Annotated in this window: 13 protein-coding genes; 12 read left to right on the forward strand and 1 reads right to left on the reverse strand. The window is 71.5% G+C overall.

Annotated elements, in window-relative coordinates; genetic code table 11:
* Window positions 1–4 precede the first annotated feature (4 nt).
* The 10 genes from ACIHCQ_RS12850 to ACIHCQ_RS12895 all read left to right on the forward strand — a co-directional run bounded on the left by ACIHCQ_RS12850 (window position 5) and on the right by ACIHCQ_RS12895 (window position 16,713).
* On the forward strand, window positions 5–1,879 hold the full coding sequence (locus ACIHCQ_RS12850) for a BTAD domain-containing putative transcriptional regulator (protein WP_399661138.1): 1,875 nt from the start codon (window positions 5–7) through the stop codon (window positions 1,877–1,879).
* Complete coding sequence (locus ACIHCQ_RS12855; RefSeq protein ID WP_399661140.1) at window positions 1,872–4,112, forward strand: TOMM precursor leader peptide-binding protein; 2,241 nt, start codon at window positions 1,872–1,874, stop codon at window positions 4,110–4,112. The genes ACIHCQ_RS12850 and ACIHCQ_RS12855 overlap by 8 nt, the downstream gene beginning before the upstream one ends.
* Window positions 4,102–6,066 (forward strand): TOMM precursor leader peptide-binding protein, encoded by a 1,965-nt coding sequence (locus ACIHCQ_RS12860; protein WP_399661142.1) that lies wholly within the window; start codon window positions 4,102–4,104, stop codon window positions 6,064–6,066. Before ACIHCQ_RS12855 ends, ACIHCQ_RS12860 begins: the two co-directional genes overlap by 11 nt.
* 79 nt (window positions 6,067–6,145) lie before the next feature.
* Entirely contained in the window at window positions 6,146–7,729 is a 1,584-nt protein-coding gene (locus ACIHCQ_RS12865) for a SagB family peptide dehydrogenase (protein ID WP_399661450.1), read from the forward strand.
* Between the two features lie 31 nt (window positions 7,730–7,760).
* On the forward strand, window positions 7,761–10,469 hold the full coding sequence (locus ACIHCQ_RS12870; RefSeq protein WP_399661144.1) for a lantibiotic dehydratase: 2,709 nt from the start codon (window positions 7,761–7,763) through the stop codon (window positions 10,467–10,469).
* Window positions 10,466–11,560 carry a lantibiotic dehydratase C-terminal domain-containing protein gene (locus ACIHCQ_RS12875; protein WP_399661147.1) on the forward strand — a complete coding sequence of 365 codons (1,095 nt, stop codon included), beginning with the start codon at window positions 10,466–10,468 and terminating at the stop codon, window positions 11,558–11,560. Before ACIHCQ_RS12870 ends, ACIHCQ_RS12875 begins: the two co-directional genes overlap by 4 nt.
* The gene (locus ACIHCQ_RS12880) at window positions 11,557–12,696 is read left to right on the forward strand and encodes a site-2 protease family protein (protein ID WP_399661149.1); all 1,140 of its coding nucleotides are present in this window, start codon (window positions 11,557–11,559) and stop codon (window positions 12,694–12,696) included. Before ACIHCQ_RS12875 ends, ACIHCQ_RS12880 begins: the two co-directional genes overlap by 4 nt.
* Before the next feature lie 35 nt (window positions 12,697–12,731).
* Window positions 12,732–13,655, forward strand: a complete 924-nt coding sequence (locus ACIHCQ_RS12885) for an ABC transporter ATP-binding protein (protein WP_399661452.1) — start codon at window positions 12,732–12,734, stop codon at window positions 13,653–13,655.
* Window positions 13,656–13,984: 329 nt separating this feature from the next.
* Window positions 13,985–14,740, forward strand: coding sequence for an ABC transporter permease (locus ACIHCQ_RS12890; protein ID WP_399661151.1), 756 nt, complete (start codon window positions 13,985–13,987; stop codon window positions 14,738–14,740).
* The gene (locus tag ACIHCQ_RS12895) at window positions 14,737–16,713 is read left to right on the forward strand and encodes a TOMM precursor leader peptide-binding protein (RefSeq protein WP_399661153.1); all 1,977 of its coding nucleotides are present in this window, start codon (window positions 14,737–14,739) and stop codon (window positions 16,711–16,713) included. The genes ACIHCQ_RS12890 and ACIHCQ_RS12895 overlap by 4 nt, the downstream gene beginning before the upstream one ends.
* A 135-nt stretch (window positions 16,714–16,848) precedes the next feature.
* Here ACIHCQ_RS12895 and ACIHCQ_RS12900 read toward each other — a convergent pair whose 3' ends face one another.
* The gene (locus tag ACIHCQ_RS12900) at window positions 16,849–17,025 is read right to left on the reverse strand and encodes a thiazolylpeptide-type bacteriocin (RefSeq protein WP_399661155.1); all 177 of its coding nucleotides are present in this window, start codon (window positions 17,023–17,025) and stop codon (window positions 16,849–16,851) included.
* Between the two features lie 210 nt (window positions 17,026–17,235).
* Between ACIHCQ_RS12900 and ACIHCQ_RS12905 the strand changes: the two genes are divergently transcribed.
* The gene (locus ACIHCQ_RS12905) at window positions 17,236–18,486 is read left to right on the forward strand and encodes an amidohydrolase (RefSeq protein ID WP_399661157.1); all 1,251 of its coding nucleotides are present in this window, start codon (window positions 17,236–17,238) and stop codon (window positions 18,484–18,486) included.
* A 2-nt stretch (window positions 18,487–18,488) separates the two neighbouring features.
* Window positions 18,489–18,752 carry a hypothetical protein gene (locus tag ACIHCQ_RS12910; RefSeq protein ID WP_399661159.1) on the forward strand — a complete coding sequence of 88 codons (264 nt, stop codon included), beginning with the start codon at window positions 18,489–18,491 and terminating at the stop codon, window positions 18,750–18,752.
* The last annotated feature ends 20 nt before the right edge of the window (window positions 18,753–18,772 follow it).

Below are 18,772 nucleotides of genomic sequence, written 5' to 3' on the forward strand. Positions count from 1 at the left end.
ATCGATGCGGTTCAGAATCCTCGGGCCACTCAGCATCACGGACGGTTCCGACAGCGTCGTACTCCCGCCCTCCAAACCGACCATTCTGCTGGCAGCGCTTCTGCTCCACCCCAATAGCGTGGTCTCCGCCGAGTATCTGCAGCGGGCCATCTGGGGAGAGGAGCAGCCGGCCACGGCCAGGGCCGCTCTCCAGACCTGCGTACTACGGCTACGGCAGCTCTTCACCAAGCACGGGGTGACCGAGACTCCGATCGAGGCGGTGCCCGGCGGCTACCGCATCACCGCCGGGGCGCTGTCCCTGGATCTGATCGGGTTCCGCGAAGGGGTGGCCCGCGTCGGAGAGTCGGCGCACACCCCGGAGGCGGAGCTCCACATCCTCAAGGACGCGCTGGCCCTGTGGCAGGGGCCGCTGCTGGCCAATGTCCGCTCCGATGTGCTGCAGCGGGACGAGGCGCCGCGGCTGGCGGAGGAGCGGCTGCGGGCCGTGGAACGCGTCTGCGATCTCGAACTGCGGCTGGGGCGCTGCGGCGAGGCGCTCGTGGAGCTGTGGGGCGTGACCCGGGCCCATCCCGGTTACGAGCGGTTCCGTGAGCAACTGATCGAGGCGCTGTACCGCACGGGCCGGCAGAGCGAGGCGCTGGCCGAGTACCGGCGCGTCAAGGAGTACTTGCTGGACGAGCTGGGGGTGGACCCGTCGCCGGCGCTCCAGGAACTGGAACTGGCCATTCTGCGGGGCGAGAACCTGGGTCCCGTGTCCGGCGCGGGACGGCCGGCGCTGCACGCGGAGCGCCAGCCGGTGGCCATCGCGTCCTCAGTGCCTTCGCCGGTGGTCCCCGTACCGATCGTTCCATCCTTCACCGGCCGGGCGGCCGAGGTCACCGCCATGGTGGCCCGGCTCACCTCCCACGGCCACGGCCACGGCCACGGCCACGGCGCCGGCGAACCGGTGACCGTGCTGGTGTCCGGGGCGCCCGGCATCGGCAAGTCGGCACTCGCCCACCACGTCGCCCACCTGGTGCGCGACAGCTTCCCGGCCGGGCAGCTGCTGGTGCGGATGGTCCGTCCGGACGGGGTCGCGCGCAGCCCGTCGGAGGCCGCGGCGGAAGTGGCGGCGGCGCTGCGGGGCCGCCGGCCCGGCGACCGGGCACTGCTCGTACTGGACGACGTGGTGGACGCCGACCAGGTACGGCCGTTGCTGCCGGCCGGGCCGCGGGACGCCGCCATCGTCACGAGCCGGATGGGGCTCGCGGGCCTGATCGCCACCCACGGCGGGTGGGTGCACCGGCTCTCCGCCTTCGGCCCGGAGGATTCGTACCGGCTGCTGACCGCCGTGCTCGGCGCCGAGCGGGTGGAGGCCGAGCCGGAAGCGGCCCGCCGGCTGGCCGTGGCCTGTGGGCACTATCCGCTCGCCCTGCGGATCCTGACGGCCCGGCTGCTGACCCGTCCCGGGCTGCGGCTCTCCGACGGCGTCGGCTGGATGGCCGACGACCCGCTTGCCCGGCTGTCCCTGGCCGATTCTCCCGGGATGTCCGTCGAACACGTACTCGGCGGCGCACTCGACCGGCTGGATCCCCGGCTGGCCAATGCCTTCATGCGGATCGGCGGTCTGCCCCTGGACGTGCTCCGGGCCGAGGACTGCGCGCAGCCGCTCCGGACAGCCCCCGCCGAGGCCGAGGACGTCCTGGAACGCCTTGCCGACGCCGGATTCCTGGAGGAAGGGCCACCCGGCCCCTATCTGATGCACGACTTGCTTCGCCTGTACGCACGCCGACACGCCGCCGACCGCATGCGACCGGCTTCAACCGCTTCGACCGCTTCGACCGCTTCGACCGCTTCGACCGCTTCGACCGACAGAGAAGGTGTGATCCTCCATGGCTGACCAAGGCACCGCAGCGTTCGATTCGCTCGCCGGTACCCGGCCTCGTATGCGCCGGGACGTGCTCTTCACCGAGACCCCGGGCGGTGTGCTCTTCCACAACGCCGACGGCGGTTTCCATCTCACGGGTCGCACCGCGTACCGCTTCGCCTCCCTCATCGTTCCGCACCTCGCCGGGCGCCACCGGCTCGCCGACATCTGCCAGGGCTTCGGCCCCGCGCAGCAGGCCATGGCGGCCGAGCTGGTCAAGACGCTGTACAAGCAGGAGTTCGCCCGCGACATACCGGAGTCGGAGGCCGGGGACCCGACGGGCCCGGAAACGGACACCGAGCGGCGGTTCGGCGCGCAGATCGCCTACATCGACCATTACGTCGACGGGGCGCCCGAGCGCTTCCGGCGCTTCCGGGACACCCGGGTCGCGGTGCTGGGCGGCGACGCCGTCGCCCGCTGGTGCGCGCTGAGCCTGGTACGTAACGGCTCCGCGCGGATCGGTGTCGCGGCCGGCTTCCCCGACGTGGAATCCGAGGCGCGCGAGTCGGCCGAGGACGGCTGCGAGGTGCGGCTCGACCGGATCGGCCCCGGCGCGGGATGGGACGCGCTCACGGAGTACGACGTCGTCGTCGTGACCGGTGCGGACGCCGCCGCCCGCACCCAACGGCTGCTGTCCGAGGGCGTGCCCCAGGGCAAGACGGTGATCCCCGCCTGGACCTTGGGCAACCGTGCCGTCACCGGACCGCTCTCCACCTCCACCTCCACCGGCTGCCTGTGCTGCGCGGTGCTGCGGCTCGGCGGGAACGTCGACTCCGGCGCGGCGGCCGACATCTGGAGCCTGGTCGCGGGCGGCGCCGTCGTGCTGGCACCGGACGCCGACTCCCCGCTGACCGGCCCGGTCGCCGCGATGTCGGGCAATCTCCTCGGCTACGAGATCTTCCGGCTCGTGACGGGCGCGCTGCCCGCCGAGACGGACCGTCAGGTCCTCATCCAGGACCTGGAGTCGCTGGACGTGATGGCCGAGCCTGTCCAGGCCCACCCGCGCTGCCGCCGCTGCGCCTCCCTCGCCGACGGTCCGGTGGCGGTGCTGCCAGGACCGCTCACCGTGCCGGTCACCCCGACCGTCGAGACGGCGCGCGACGCGGAGGCCGTCGTCGCGGATCTGAACCGGGTCAGCACCGCGCTGGTGCGCCCGTACACCGGGGTCTTCCGGCGTTACGACGACGAGGAGCTGACGCAGACTCCGCTGAAGATCAGCCGGGTCGAGGTGGCGCTGGGCCATGGCGTACGGCGCAAGATCGCCGCGTTCGACGTGCATCACGTCGCGGGCGCGCGGATGCGGGCGCTGTACGCGGCGGCCGAGGTGTACGTCGAGCATGCGGTGCCGCTCGTGTCCTCGGGACCCTCGCCCGCGGCGGCGGCCGTCTTCGAGCCGTACGCGCTGACGACGAGTGGCCGTACCGGTGGCACGGAGGCGGAAGTCACCGCCTGGATCACCGCGACCTCGCTGCTCACCAAGGAGCCGGTACGGGTGCCCGCCGCGGCGGTGCGTCCCTTCGGCGCGTACAACCGCGACCGGCTGCACCAGGCGACCAGCGCGGGCACGGGCGCCGGCGGTACGGCGGAGGAGGCGGCGGGGCGCGGTCTGCTGTCGGCTCTGGCCCATGACGCGTTGCTGCGCGCGGTCCGGGGAGACACGGCGGTCGGCCAGGTGACCACCGACGCCGCCAACGCCGATGCCGACACCACCAGCGCCGCCGACCCGGAATTGGTCTTCCTGCTGAAGTCCGCCGTCAACCTGGGCATCGAGGCGGAACTGCTCGACCTCGGCGAGGGCGAGCGCTCCTCGGCCCAGGTGGTGCTGGTCCGCGAGACCGGCGGGCGCTGGGCGATCGGCGCCGAACTGTCCCGCCGGGGCGCGGCCTGTGCGGCGCTGCGCGACCTGCTGGGGCAGGTTCAGCTCGCGGTGGAGGATCCGGCCGAGGCCGTCGACACGGGCGACCCGCTGGTGGCGGACCTCGCCGCCGAGTCGATCGCGGTGACGAGCGGGCCTGTCGCCGCGGACGGGGAGGCCACCACGTTCGACGCGGTTCTCGACCGGCTCCGCGACGCGGGGCGGGACGTCCTGTACGTTCCGACCACCCCGGCCGACCTGCCCGCCGGCGGCATCAGCACGGCCCGGATCCTGCTCACCACCGGAACAGCGGGCACCACCGGAGCGGCGGGCGGCGACGATGCCCGCTGAAACGACCGTCCCGCAGGAGGCCCCGTGGGAGCGGTCCTGCCGGGACCTGGCGGACCTGCTCCACCGCGGCCTCGCCGACCACGGCACGCCGGCACCGCTCGATGTCGCGGCCCTGGGCGTCCACGACGCCTTCGCCGACGACGCCTTCGCCGACGACGAAGGACCGGCCGCCGCGCCCGGCTCCGTACCCGTGCGGTTCTACGGCCGGCACGCCATCCTCGGGCCCTTTCCCGCCCGCGACGGAAACGCGGAAGACAGGCCCTGCGCCCGCTGTCTCGCGCGGCGCTGGCAGGCCGTGCGCTCCGTCGCGCTGCGGGAGGCGCTGGAACTCGGCTCCGGCACCCGGGCCGCCGGTGAGTCCCCCTACCTCACCCCCTTCACCGCTGCCGCGCTGGCCGGGCTGATCGCCGCCCGGCTCGGCGGCGCGGGACCCCGTACCGGAACGTTTCCCGCCATCCACCTCGTGGACCTGAGGTCCCTGCTGGTGCGTCACTACCCGCTGGTGCCCGATCCGGAGTGCCCGCGCTGCGGGCGCTGCGAGCAGGACACCGCCGAGGCGGCGGTTCTGACCCTCCGCCCCGCGCCCAAGCACAAGCCCGGGGCCTTCAGGGTCCGGGACATCAGCGCCTACGAGCTGCCCGTCGAGCCGTACGCCAACCCGGTGTGCGGATCCCTCGGACCCTCCGTGATCCACGATGTGGCGTCGACATCCACCTCCGCCACCATCGGCTGCTTCTCCATGCGGTCCGGGGAGTATCTGCGCGAGACCTTCTGGGGCGGCCACGCCGACACCTTCCGCCAGAGCGAGCGGATCGGCGTACTGGAGGGCCTGGAGCGGTACGCGGGAATGCGCGCCCGCGTCAAGGCCGCGGGCGTATCCCTGACCGCTCTGCGGGCGCGCGGCGAACGGGCCCTCGACCCGCGGCAGTGCGGGCTGTACTCGGCGGACTTCCACCGTGCGAACCCGCACGTCGTCCCCTTCGCCCCGGACCGCGAGATCCCCTGGGTGTGGGGATACTCCCTGCGCGACAGCAAGCCGGTCCTGGTCCCCGAGGTGCTGACGTACTACCACGCACCGGGCCTGGAGAATCGTTTCGTCCAGGAGAGCTCCAACGGCTGCGCCTCCGGCGGCTGTCTGGAGGAGGCCGTCTACTGCGGTCTGATGGAGGTCGTCGAGCGTGACGCCTTCCTCCTTACCTGGTACGGGCAGGCCGCCCTCCCCGAGATCGACCCGCGCACCAGCAAGCGCCCCGCCACCCGGCAGATGGTCGACCGGCTGGAGATGTACGGCTACGAGGCCCGGTTCTTCGACACCCGGATCTCCTTCCCGATCCCCGTCGTCACGGGTGTCGCCGTACGTCCCGACGGCGGCCTCGGCCGGATGTGCTTCGGCGCGGGCGCCGGCCTGGACCCGGAGTCCGCGATGGCCGCCGCGCTCTGCGAGATCGGCACCGACGCCGTCAACCTCCAGGGCCGCGCCGAACGTGACGAAGCGCGCCTGCGCGCCATGGCCACCGACTTCGACAAGGTCGAGGCGCTGCACGACCACCCGCTCGCGTACGGGATTCCGGAGATGGGCGACCACGCCCACTTCCTGATCGGCGAACCGGGCGCGCCCCGCCCGCCCAAGCGGTCCATGGCCGAGCTCTACGGGGACGGTTCTGTGCTGCCCGTCTCCGACGACCTGCACGAGGACCTGACGCGCTGCGTCGGGGCGGTGACGGACGCGGGGTTCGACGTGATCGTGGTCGATCAGACGATGCCGGAACAGCGGGATCTGGGGCTGACGACGGTCGGTGTGATCGTGCCGGGGCTGCTGCCGATCGACTTCGGGCGGACGCGGCAGCGGGCGCTGGGCATGCCGCGGCTGCGCACCGCCCTGCGGGAGGCCGGACTGCGGGATCGCGATCTCGTTCCCGGCGACTTCAACCCCGCGCCCCATCCCTTCCCGTGACCGCGTCGCCTTCCCGTGACCGCGCCTTCCCGTGACCGCGAACGTGACCGCGAAAGCGGACGTGACCAAGGAGTTCACCATGGGGTACGCCCATGACTACGCCGCTGCCATCCTGCAGCGCGGCCGGGTTCCGATGGAGCCGGCGGATTTCGTACCGAACTGGGCCGACGGCCCGCGCAAGGCCAAGCACTACCCCGGCACGGACAGCATGCCGCTGCCCGACACCGGCTATCCGGCGGATGCGACCGTCGACCGGGGACTGCGCGAAGTCCCGGGCCATGGCGAACCGTTCGGACTCGGCGCGCTCTCCGGCATGCTGCGCGACTCGTACGGGATCATCGGCCGCCGGCTGGGCGTCCAGGCCAACACCGACCTGAGCGCGCTGCCCTTCTACCCGCTCGCCAACTGGTCGCGGGGCACCGCCTCCGGAGGCGGTCTCTACCCCGTCAGCGTGTACTGGGTCTCCGGGGCGAGCGGGCCGGTGGCTCCGGGGGTGCACCACTACTCCCCCCGGCACCACGCCATGCGGCGGCTGCTGACCGGCGATGTGTCGGGTGAGGTGCGAGACGCGCTGGGCGAGGACGCTCCCGGCGCGGCCACCGACCAGTACCTGGTGCTCGGCGTCAAGTACTGGCAGAACGCCTTCAAGTACAACAGCTTCTCCTTCCACGCGGTGACCATGGATGTGGGCACCATCGTGGGGACCTGGCGGATGTGGGCGCGGGCGCGGGGCCTCGGGATCGAGCCGGCGCTGTGGTTCGACGAGGAGCGGCTGGCCCGGCTGCTCGGGGTGCGCGGCGAGGAGGAAGGCATCTTCGCGGTCGTCCCGCTGAGGTGGCAGGGAACCCCGTCCGTCTCTGCCCCGCCCGCCAAACCCGTGCAGAGCTCCGTACGGCACAAGGACGTCGAGCGTTCCCGTACCGTCCTCACCTTCGACGCGGTACAGGAGATGCAGGCAGCCACCTCCCGGTGCGCCACCGAGCGGCCCGCTCCGGGCGCGCTCGCCCCGGCCGCCGCCCTGCCCGCCGACGCGGGCCGGGCCGAGGTGCCACTTCCCGCCGCCAGGCCGCTGGACACCGATGTACGCAGCGCGCTGCGCCGGCGCCGCAGCAGCTTCGGCCGCTTCGACGCTCAGCGGCCGGTGACCGCGGACCAGTTGGCCGCCTGTCTGGCCGCCGCCGTGGCGGGGGCGGGGCTCGGCGGCGACACGGGTGACGTCCTGCTGGCGAAGCTGTACGCCTTCGTCAACCACGTCGAGGGGCTGGCTCCCGGCTCGTACGAGTACGACCCCGGCACCCACAGCCTGCGGCGGGTACGGGAGGGCAAGCCCGGCGAGTTCCTGCAGAAGAACTACTTCCTGGCCAACTACAACCTGGAACAGGCCGGCGCGGTCCTGGTGCCGACGGTCCGGACCAACGCCGTCCTCGACAGTGTCGGCGACCGCGGCTACCGGCTGGTCAACGCCACCATCGGCGCCGTCTCCCAGGCCGTCTACACCGCGGCGTCCGCGCTGGAGCTCGGTTGTGGCGTGGCACTGGGCTTCGACAACATCTCGTACATCGAAGAACTCGGCCTCGACGAGACGGGCGAAGCACCGCTGCTGATCATGATGATCGGCAATGAGCGGCCCGCCCCGGCCGACTTCCGGTACGAGATCGCCTGAGCCGATGACTACCGGACGGGGGAACATCCCGATGCCATTCATACTCCGGGTCGCCGGACTGCCCATCGAGACAGTGCAGGGTCTGCGGTGCCTCGACAGCCGCCGCTGGGCCGACGAAATCCTTGCCATGACCGACGAGTCGCAGGCCGCCGGTGAGGCCATCGGCGATCTGCTGCACGGTCTCATCGGCGGCAGCGGCACCGGCGGCGACGATGACGACGCGGCCCGGCGCAGGCTGCTGAAGCTGCGCCGCGAAGTGTTCAACAACCGGCTGCCGCAGGACGGCGACGCCGCCCTCACTCTCGTACGCTCGCTGGACCCCGCGCTGGGCGAGCGGCTCGCCCAGTGGCTGGCCGACCGCCGCCGACTGGAGGTCCGCAGGGCGGACGGCGCCGAACTGCTCGCCGCCGAGACCGGGCGCAGCCGCGCCGAACTGCACCGGCTTGTGGGTGAGGAACGGCTGCGCAAGGGACTTCAGCTGGCCTCGCCCACCCTGGACTCGCGGCTCGACGCCTTCGTGCGGACGGCATCGGCCCGCCCCGACAAGAGGCAGCGCAAGATCGAACGCTCGCTGCTGTCGTATCTGTACCGGACGGTCTGCAAGACCAGCCCGTTCAGCACCTTCACCGGAGTCGCCCTCGGCGAGTTCGCCGAGTCCTCCGAGTCCTCCGAAGGCGGATTGGACGTACGGATCGACGAGGAGTGGACCAGCCACGCGCGGCTCAGTGTCGTCGCCGTCGCGAGGCTCGCCGAGGCCGTGATCGCCGACCCGGGCCGCCGCGCGGATCTCCCGGTGTCCCTCGCCTCCGGCTGGGGCCGTGACAACGACCGGGTGCGCTATGTCCGCCGGTGGGTGACCGCAGGCGACGACGACACCGCGGTCACCTTCGACGCCGTCAAGGACCGGCTGTTCTTCCTCCGTCGCAGCGGCACCCTGGAACGGCTCCTCGGTCTCTTCGAACAGCGCGGGACGCTCCGCTACGGCGAGCTCTCCGCATGGCTCACCGCCGACCAGGACGCCACCGAGGAGCAGGCGGATCAGTACCTGGAGGCCCTGCTCGACCTCGGCATGGTGCAGGCGCCGTGCCTGCGGACGGAGGTGCACGACACCGACCCGCTGCGCGCCTTCCAGGAGTCGCTGCGCGCCCTGGGGCGCCCCTGGGCGGGGCAGCTGGCGGACCGCCTCGACGGACCGGTCGCGTGTGTCGACGGCTTCGCGACCGCCGGCCCGGCCGGGCGCAGGGAGCTGCTGGTCGAGCTGCGTGACGGGCTGCGTGCCATCCAGGAGGAGCTGGGCACCGAGCGTGCCAAGGTGCCGCAGACCGTGCTGTACGAGGACGCGGCGGCGGGCCGGGACGTCACTCTCGGCCTCGGTGCCTGGACGGAGCTGGCGGCCGGGTCGCTGAGCGGGGTGGAGCGGATTCTGCCCGCGTTCGACCTGACCCTGCCGCAGCGGATCACGTTCAAGGGGTTCTTCCTCGCCCGGTACGGGCAGGGCGGGCGCTGCGACGATCTGCTCAAGCTGGTGCACGACTTCCATGAGGACTTCTTCGACCAGTACATCTCGTTCACCGCGGGACGTACCGTCTTCGACGCGGAGAAGCAGTACCAGCCGGAAGTGAACTGGCTGGGCCTGCCCCAGCTCAAGTCCCTCGACAGCGCGCGCGAGCTTTTCGTGGAGCGGATGCGGGCGCTGTGGGCAATGTGGGACGCGGACGCAGCGGGGGACGCGGCGGCGCCGGACGGCAGCGGGGAGATCGTCATCGACGACGGCTTCCTCGGCAGCGTCGCGGACGAACTCGACCCCGTGGCGCCGGGGTTCGCGCCGATGAGCCATCACGTCCAGCTGGCCGGCGGCAGCGCGGAGCCGCTGGTCGTGCTGAACCGCTCCTACGGCGGTCTTTCGTTCCCGTTCAGCCGCTTCACACACTGCTTCGACGGCATCGAGGAGCTCCTGCTCAGGAGCGCCGCCGGAATACAGCCGGAGGGCGCCGTCTTCGCGGAGGTCACGGGCGGTCCGGTCACCAGCAACCTCAATCTGCACGGGAGGCTGACGGAGTACGAGATCGTCTGCCCCGGCGAAACGGGCACGCTGCCGGACGAGTTCGGCCTCCACCTCGATGACCTGTACATCGAGCACGACGAGGCTCAGGACCGGCTCGTACTGCGCTCGGTGCGCCTCGGCCGTGAGGTGATCCCTGTCTACCTCGGCTACCTCGTGCCGCTGGCCCTGCCGGAGCTCCCCCGCACCCTGCTGCTGCTCTCCCCGACGTCGATGGCCCCGCTCAACGTCTGGGGCGGCGTCCCGGAGAGCGAGCCGGTGGACGGAGTGACCGGGCGTCCTCGGGTACGGCACGGGAGCGTCGTACTCAGCCGGCGCAGCTGGAGCGCACCCGCGTCCGTGCTGCCCCTGCACGCGCCGGGCGTCCCGGACGAGGACTGGTTCCTGGGCTGGCACCGCTTCCGGCGCGCGCACCGGCTGCCCGACCGGGTCTTCGTGACCGTCTCGGACAGCGGGGCGCGGGGCGCCACCGGCGCCAAGCCGCAGTACCTCGACTTCGACAGCACGCTGTCGCTGGGCGCGTTCGAGGCCATGCTCAAAAGCTCGGAGGCCCGTGCGGTGTTCCGGGAGATGCTGCCGGACGAGGACGGTCTGCACGCCGTCTCGGGCCGTGGCCGCCATGTCGCCGAACTGGCCGTGGAGACGGCTGTCTCCACCCGACGGAGGAACGCATCATGACCACGACCCCAGTCACCGGCACCACGGCAACCGGGACCACCGTCACCGGCACCACGGCCGGCGGCACCGGCGCATGGCAGGCGACGCACGTCTTCTACGCCGCCAACCCGCGCCCCCTGCTGATCCACTGCATCCGCCCGCTGGTGGACGAGCTGGAGGCGGAGGGCCTGCTCGCCAACTACTTCTTCATGAACTACTGGCTGGAGGGCCCGCATGTACGGCTGCGCGTGAAGCCGTCCTCCCCCGCAGCCGAACCTGAGGTGCGACGCCGCACCGAGCAGGCGATCGACACCTTCCTCGCCACGCGCCCCGCGCTGTACGAGGTGGATTCGGGCTTCCTGAACGACTTCTACAACACGCTCTTCGAGATCGAGTTCCCGGGCGCGGAGCGCGGCCACTACCAGGACGAGCAGGGCCGGATGAACCTCCGGCCCAACAACTCCCGCAGCGCGGAGCCGTACGAACCCGAGTACGGCAAATACGGCGGCCCGGCCGGAATCGAGCTGGCCGAGTGGCACTTCCGCCACTCCAGCGATCTGGTCATCGACGCGCTGCGCACCAAGAACCTGCATCTGCGCACGGTCCTCCTCGGCACCGCGGCCCAGCTGATGATGGTGATGTCCGGGTGCTTCCTGCCCGGCGACCAGGAGCTGACCGACTACCTGGACAGCTACTACGAGTTCTGGCACCGGTCCTTCCCCGGCACCGGGTTCATCGGCAGCGAGGAGTACGACCGCAACTACGCGGCGATGGCCCCCGGCCTGTCCGACCGGTTCGCAGGCATCCGCGCCGCCGTCTCGCGGGACGAGCCCGGAAAGCTGCCCGCTTTCCTCGCGGGCTGGGCCGAGCACTGCGCCGAACTGCGCGAGAGGGCCCACGCGCTGGCGGTGGGCGGCGACCTGGTGTTCCGGTCCTGGGACGGTGAGCGGGACGAGCGGGTCACCGATCCGGCGGTGGCGCTGCCGCTGCTCCTCTCCCCGTACATGCACATGACCAACAACAGGCTGCATGTCACCATCCGGGACGAGGCGTATCTCTCGCACGTGCTGGGCCGCTGCCTGCGCGAGCCGGCCCCGGGAGCCGCGACATGAGTGGCCCGGCCTCCTCCCTGGAGCAGTACCGCCCCGCGCTGCGGCCACAGGTGCTGATCAGCGACGGGCTGCTGGTCGGCGCCGGAACCGTGCACCTGATCAAGAACACGGACAGCGGCCAGTCCTTCAAGGTCGGCGTCAAGGAGCACTTCCTCATCTCGCGGATGGACGGTTCGCACAGCCTGGAGGAGATCGGCACGGAGTACGCGCGCCAGTACGGACGCAGACTGGCCGACACCAACTGGCAGCAGCTCCTGCGGATGCTGGGCACGCGCGGCCTGCTGACCGACGCTCCCGCGGCGGCCCCGGACCCGGCCTCGGACCCGGACCACCCGGTACCGGGGCAGGCGCCGGAGCCCGGGCGCCGGCTGCTGCGTGGCACCCTCCCCCTCGTCGCCGACGCGGACGCGACCACCGCCCGGCTGCACCGCGCGGTCGGCTTCCTGCTGTCCCCCTGGTGGATGGTGCCGCTCCTGGCGGTGGTGGCCGCGATGGAGACCGTCGCGGCCCTGCACACGGGCGAACTGGCCCTGGCCGCCCGGGAGACGTTCGGGAACCCGGTGCTGCTGACGGCGACGGCCGCCCTGCTGTGGCTGAGCACGGCCCTGCACGAGCTGGCGCACGGGGTGGTGGCCCAGCACTACGGCGGACGGGTCGCCGAGATCGGCCTGCGCTGGCGGCTGCCCGCGGTGATCATGTACTGCACCGTGGACAACTACCTCTATCTGCGCACCCGGTGGCACCGGATCGCGACCGCGTTGGCCGGCGCGGTGATGAACCTGCTGTTCCTGCTGCCGTTCTTCGCCCTGTGGCTGCTGGCCCCGCTCGACGATGCCACCCACAGCGCCCTGGGAGCACTGCTGTTCCTCGGCAGCGTCCAGGCGTTCGCCATGCTGATCCCGGTCCCCCCACTCGACGGATACAAAATCGTCAGCCAGCTCCTCGGCACGACGGAACTGGCCACGTCGAGCCGCACGTACCTGCGTCTGCTGATCCGCCGCGACCCGGCCGCGGCCGGCTATCCGCGCCGGGCCCGTATCGCCTACCCCGCCTACGTACTGGGCTACCTGCTCGTCCTCGGCGCACTCGTCGCGGCCGCTGTGTCCCTCACCCACTTCCTGTTGACGGCACCATGAGCAGCACCGCGGACACCACGATCAAGGAGCGTTCCATGACCCGCACCACCACATCCCAGGACGGCCCGGCCGTCGTCCTCGACGGCGTACACAAGCGCTACGGGAGCATCCAGGCCGTCGACGGGGTCTCACTGACCGTGGCACGTGGCGAGTTCTTCGGACTGCTCGGTCCCAATGGCGCGGGCAAGACCACGCTGATCGAGATCATGGAAGGGCAGCGGCAGGCGGACTCCGGCTCGCTCTCGGTCCTCGGCCACCAGCCCTGGCCCCGCAATGTCGCACTGCTGCCCAAGCTGGGCGTACAGACCCAGGCCTCGGCCTTCTTCGTGCGGCTGACCGCCCGTGAACACCTGCGGACCATGGCCGCCCTCTACCGGACCGACCGGGAGGCGGCCGAGCGCGCCCTCGCGAGCGTCGGCCTGACCGAACAGGGCGACATCCGGGTGGACGACCTGTCCGGCGGGCAGCGCCAGCGGCTGGCCATCGCCTCCGCCCTGGGCCACGACCCGGAACTGATCTTCCTGGACGAGCCGACCGCCGCCCTGGACCCGCAGGCCCGCCGCGCCCTGTGGGAGGTGTTGCGCGACCTCAAGAAGGCGGGCCGCACCATCGTCTACACCACGCATCACCTCGATGAGGCCGAGGCGCTGTGCGACCGGGTGGCCATCATGATCCACGGGCGGATCGCCGCGCTGGACAGCCCCAGCCGACTGGTGGCGGCGGGCAGCCCCACGACCCGGCTGCTGGTCCCCTCCGGGCGGCTGACGCTGGCAGCCGCGCAAGCCATTCCCGGTGTGGACCGGGCCACCGAGGAGGCCGACTCGATCATCCTGGAAACCCTCCAGTCCGGGCCCGTGCTGGCCGCGATCGACCAGATCGCCGGACTCCAGGGCGTACAGACCCGCACCGCGAGCCTCGAAGACGTCTACCTCGAACTCACCGGCGCCTCCCAGTCTTAGGGCGTGTTTGAGAAGTCCCTCCCCCTGGACTTCGTCCGGTGGGGGTCCCCTGGGGGCACCTCCCGTGCGAAGCCACGGGGGAGAAGCCAGGGGGAGGACCCCCAGCCCCGCGACGCCTGGCACGCACACTCGCGGTGTTGTCGGAGTCGCCCAAGTACTCCCCCAGAGCTCCGCCTGGGGGTGCCCCCACCGCCTTGCGACTGCACGCACCAGACGCCGCAGGGCCCGCCCTACCGGGCGGACGGCGCTACTTCTCAAACACGCCCTAGGGCGCCCCCGGCGCCAAGCATCCGCCGCTCCACCGCTCCACCGGATACGGAGACACGACCATGAGCGCATACACCGCGCTGAGTGAGGCCGGGTACCGGGCCTACACCCGCGACAAGACCACTCTCTTCTTCACCTTCGCCTTCCCCCTTCTCTTCCTGATCGTCTTCGGGCTGATCTTCCAGGGGCAGGAGGTGGAGGAGAGCGGAAAGCCCTACATCAACTACATCGCCCCCGGCGTGCTGTCCTGGGGCGTCGCCAATGCCGCGGTCTTCGGCGTCGGCTTCGTCCTCATGCAGTGGCGCCGCGACGACATCCTGCGGCTCATCCGGATGACACCCACCCCGCTGCCGGCCGTGCTCGCCTCCCGCTATGTTCTGGCCCTCTTCATCGGAGCGGTCCAGGCGGTGCTGTTCGTCGCCGTCGCTCTGCTGCCGTTCTTCGGCCTGAGCCTGTCGGCCAGCTGGCCGCTGGCGCTGCCCGTGCTGGTGCTCGGCATCACCGCGTTCCTCGCCGTCGGCGTCATCGTCGGCTCGTACGCCAAGACTCCCGAGGCCGTCGCCGCCGTCGCGAACTGCCTGATGATTCCCATGGCGTTCCTGTCCGGATCGTTCTTCCCGCTCGACGCCATGCCGGACTGGATGCAGAACCTGTCCAGGGTGCTTCCGCTGCGCTACCTCAACGACGGCATCTCCGCCGCGCTCACGGGATCCGACGGAGCGGGCGGCATCGCGCTCGCCTGCGGAGTGCTCGCCGCTTTCGCCCTCGTCTTCGGCGCGGTGGCGCTGAAGACCTTCCGCTGGAGCGACAAGTCATGACGCCGACGGTCACCGCCCTGCCCGAAGTCCCCGCGACCACACCGCTGGAGGGTGGCCGCGCCGTGCTGCAGCGTGCGCTCTCCGCGCGGTACGGGGCGGAGTACGGACCCGCCGGCGGGGCTCTCCCCGCGCCGCTGGTCGTGCCGCTCGGCGCCGCCGACACGCTGGGCTTCGGCATCCCCGACCCGTATGGGGCGATACGGCCCGCCGCCACCGTCCAGCTCACCTCCCGCGCCGCGCTGATCGGACCCTGGGGAGGTGAGCGTGGTAACGAGGCCTGCGGACAGTGCCTCGCCATGCGCTGGCAGCGGCTGCGCAGCCGTTCCGAGCGCGAGACCCTGGAACTCGGCTACGCACCGCACGGCGCTGCCAACTGGCCGGTGCTCACCGACTACGCCGTCGACGCGATCTGGGCGGTGTACCGCGCGGTCCTCACCGGCGGCTGCCAGGCCACGGCCGACACGGCGGCCGACCGCGAACTGCCGCAGATCACCCGGGTCGACCTCGGCACCCTCACGACCGCGACCTTCCCCCTGCTGCCCGAACCGCTGTGCCCCGCGTGCGTGGAACCGCGCCCCGACACGGCCGGCTCCGCCCGGATGCTGCTCGGCCCCGCCCCCAAGCCGGACGCGGACAGCTACCGGCTGCGGTCCCTGGACTCGTACCCGCTGCCGACCGCCGCCCTGGCCAACCCGGTGTGCGGCACGCTCGGTTCCAGCACCTGGATCAACCCGGCATCGACCACGACGGCCCCGGTGGCCGGAACGAATTTCGTGCGCGGATACGCCGGGCTCAACGACGTCACGTGGAGCGGCCAGGCCAACAGCTTTGGCACCAGCCGCACGCTCGCCTACCTGGAAGGCCTCGAACGCTACGCCGGGACGCACCGGCGGCGCGGGACCTCGCCGGTTCTCGGCTCGTACAACGCACTCGCGGACCAGGCGCTGAACCCCGCCGACTGCGGTTTCTACGCCCCCGAGACATACAGGACGGACCATCTCGTCAGCCCCTTCGACCCGGACCGGGAGATCCCCTGGGTGTGGGGGCACTCGTTGCGCGACGACCGGCCGATCCTCGTCCCGTCCCGGCTGGCGCACTACGGCGCGGGCGAGGACGCCGACAACTTCGTCTTCGAATGCTCCAACGGCTGTGCCACCGGTGGAAGTCTGGAGGAGGCGGTCCTCTTCGGGCTGCTCGAACTCATCGAGCGCGACGCCTTCCTGCTCACCTGGTACGGCCGGGCCCGCCTCACCGAGATCGACCTCGGTTCCTGCCGGGGCAGCACCATCCGCTCCCTGCTCGACCGGGCCGCTCTGCACGGCTACGACGTGCACGCCTTCGACACCCGGATGGATACCGCGATCCCGGTGGTCACGGCCCTGGCGGTCCGCCGCGACGGCGGCTACGGCACGCTCTCCTTCAGCGCCGCCGCCGGCTTCGACCCGGAGGAGACGGTCGGCGCCGCCCTCTCCGAAGTGCTGACGTACATCCCTCATCTGCCGTACCAGGTCGCCGATCGGCGCAGCGAACTGGAGGACATGGCAGGGGACTTCAGCAAGGTGCTGCACCTCAAGGACCACGCCCAGCTCTACGGGCTGCCGCAGATGGCGGAACACGCCCGCGAGTATCTGGAGCCCACCGGGGTGCTGACGCTCGGGGAGACGTACCGGGACTGGGAGGCCCGACGGCCGCGCACCGGCGATCTGCTGGACGATCTGCGGATGGTGCGGGACGAGCTGGTCCGCACGGGACACGATGTGATCGCCGTGGACCAGACGACGCCCGAGCAGCATCGGATGGGACTGCACACGGTCTCCACGACTGTTCCGGGGCTGCTGCCGATCGATTTCGGCTGGACCCGGCAGCGGGCGCTGCTGATGCCCCGGCTGCGGACGGGGCTGCGGGCGGCGGGACGGCGTACGGACGATCTGCCGGAGACGGAGATCAAAGCCGTGCCGCACCCTTTCCCGTGATGCGTGATGCGTGAGGTGTCGTGCGGGTCGTGTCGGGTCGTACGTGGGCCCGCACGCACCGCGACGCCCGGCAGCCCCTTCTCCTGCGGGAGTTTTCCCGTAGGAGAAGGGGCTGCCGATCAGGCAGTCGCCGGATCAGGCGCTGCAGGAGGTGGTGCTGGTGGTGCTGGAGCAGGTCGACGTCGAGGAGGACGACGTGCAACCGGCGAGGACGACCTCGGCCGCGTCCGAGTAGTCCGAGATCTCGAAGGTCTCCGACTCCAGCTCCAGGATCTCGTTGGCGAGGGTGGCGAGCTCAGTCTTCGGGGCCATGGCGTTCTCCTTCATCCACCGGGATCCTCCGGCTTTTCCGGCGGTGTTCCCTTGCGATGACCCCATTCCAGCGGAGGGCGCTGTCACATCACCCCGGCTCTCGCTGTCAAAGCACTGACACCCCATGACAGTGACATGACGGAGGTCTGGAGGATCTGGACCATACGCTCGCAAAGCGGACGACGAAGAAAAGATCGGAACAACGAGGAGGTGAGGGAAGTGACCGGAACCACCTCTGCGGTCCCGCGCGACGTGCTGCGGCCAGCCGTCGAGCTCTATCTCGACCTGCACGCCCACCCGGAACTCTCGGGCGCCGAGAGCCGCACCGCCGGCCGATTCGCCGCCCACCTGGAACAGCACGGCTGCACGGTCACCCGCGGAGTCGGCGGCCACGGTGTCGTCGGCGTACTGCGCAACGGCCCCGGCCCGACCGTGATGCTGCGTACCGAACTCGACGCGCTGCCGGTCACGGAACGGACCGGTCTGCCGTACGCGAGCACCGTGCCCGGTGTCATGCACGCCTGTGGCCATGACCTGCACATGGCCGCCGCCGCGGGCGCACTCACCCAGCTCTCCCGCGCCCGCGACACCTGGCGCGGCACCCTCCTGGTCGTCGGCCAGCCCGCGGAGGAGACCCTCCTGGGGGCGCGGGCGATGCTGGCCGACGGTCTCTACGAACGCTTCGGCACGCCCGAGGTGGTGCTGGCTCAGCACACCGCCCCGATGCCCGCGGGAACGGTCGCGCATGGCCGGGGACCGGGACCGCTGATGGCCGGCAGTACGGCCATGGATGTGATCATTCACGGGCGCGGCGGACACGCAGGCACTCCGCAGCTGACCGTCGACCCGGTACTGGCCGGCGCCGCGGCGGTGCTGCGCCTCCAGACGATCGTGTCGCGGGAAACCTCGCCGGCGGAACAGGTGGTCCTCTCCGTCGGCTCCTTCCACGCGGGAGAACGGGGCAATGTGATCCCCGACGACGCCGAACTGAGCCTGTGCGTACGGGCCTTCTCCGACGCCGCGCTCCAACGCGTCACGGCGGCTGTCGAGCGGATCGTACGGGCCGAGTGCGCGGCCTCCGGCTGCCCGAAGGACCCCGAGTTCATCGTCACCGCGCGCTCGCCCGTGCTCGTACCCGACGCGGACACCACGGCCGCCGTACGCCGGGTCCACGAGGAACTGTTCGGCGCGCACCGGGTGGCCGACTGGCCGGCCACAACCGCGACCGAGGACTTCCCGTGGTTCGGCGCCGGCGGGGACGGGGTGCGTACGGCGTACTGGATGCTGGGCGTGACCGGCGTCCGGCAGTGGCGGACCGCCCTGGCCGGGGGCGAGCCGCTGCCGTCGAACCACTCGCCGGGATTCGCCCCGGACGTACGCACCGCTCTGCCGACCGGCATAGCGGCGATGACGGGCGCCGCGCTGGACGCCTTCGACGCCCGGTCGCCCTGGGGAGGGTAAGCATGCTGAAGCCCGGTCACACCCCCGAGGCGGTGGATGTCGTGGCTGTCCGCCGTCACAGCTCGGCCCCTTCCGGGGAGACAACGGTGGTGCGGCTGATCGGACTTCTCCCGGCGGGCTGGTCCTGCACCACCCCCGAAGTCAGCTCCGACCGGGTCCGGCTGAGCATCGAGCTGGGTGGCCGGACCGACCGGGAAACGGTGTGCCGTGCCGTACGGGAGGTACTGGCCGACACGGCGCTGCGTGGCTGGATCCAGGAGGACTGACCGGCGGCGGGGTGCCCGTC

Source organism: Streptomyces sp. NPDC052236, from assembly GCF_044548015.1.
Taxonomy (GTDB): domain Bacteria; phylum Actinomycetota; class Actinomycetes; order Streptomycetales; family Streptomycetaceae; genus Streptomyces.

What these genes read in the sequence shown, in the direction of transcription:
- ACIHCQ_RS12895 (WP_399661153.1), top strand. Translation starts at nt 14,737, where the DNA reads ATGACGCCGACGGTCACCGCCCTGCCCGAAGTCCCCGCGACCACACCG.
- ACIHCQ_RS12880 (WP_399661149.1), top strand. Translation starts at nt 11,557, where the DNA reads ATGAGTGGCCCGGCCTCCTCCCTGGAGCAGTACCGCCCCGCGCTGCGG.
- ACIHCQ_RS12885 (WP_399661452.1), top strand. Translation starts at nt 12,732, where the DNA reads ATGACCCGCACCACCACATCCCAGGACGGCCCGGCCGTCGTCCTCGAC.
- ACIHCQ_RS12865 (WP_399661450.1), top strand. Translation starts at nt 6,146, where the DNA reads ATGGGGTACGCCCATGACTACGCCGCTGCCATCCTGCAGCGCGGCCGG.
- ACIHCQ_RS12875 (WP_399661147.1), top strand. Translation starts at nt 10,466, where the DNA reads ATGACCACGACCCCAGTCACCGGCACCACGGCAACCGGGACCACCGTC.
- ACIHCQ_RS12900 (WP_399661155.1), bottom strand. Translation starts at nt 17,025, where the DNA reads ATGGCCCCGAAGACTGAGCTCGCCACCCTCGCCAACGAGATCCTGGAG.
- ACIHCQ_RS12850 (WP_399661138.1), top strand. Translation starts at nt 5, where the DNA reads ATGCGGTTCAGAATCCTCGGGCCACTCAGCATCACGGACGGTTCCGAC.
- ACIHCQ_RS12910 (WP_399661159.1), top strand. Translation starts at nt 18,489, where the DNA reads ATGCTGAAGCCCGGTCACACCCCCGAGGCGGTGGATGTCGTGGCTGTC.
- ACIHCQ_RS12855 (WP_399661140.1), top strand. Translation starts at nt 1,872, where the DNA reads ATGGCTGACCAAGGCACCGCAGCGTTCGATTCGCTCGCCGGTACCCGG.
- ACIHCQ_RS12890 (WP_399661151.1), top strand. Translation starts at nt 13,985, where the DNA reads ATGAGCGCATACACCGCGCTGAGTGAGGCCGGGTACCGGGCCTACACC.
- ACIHCQ_RS12870 (WP_399661144.1), top strand. Translation starts at nt 7,761, where the DNA reads ATGCCATTCATACTCCGGGTCGCCGGACTGCCCATCGAGACAGTGCAG.
- ACIHCQ_RS12860 (WP_399661142.1), top strand. Translation starts at nt 4,102, where the DNA reads ATGCCCGCTGAAACGACCGTCCCGCAGGAGGCCCCGTGGGAGCGGTCC.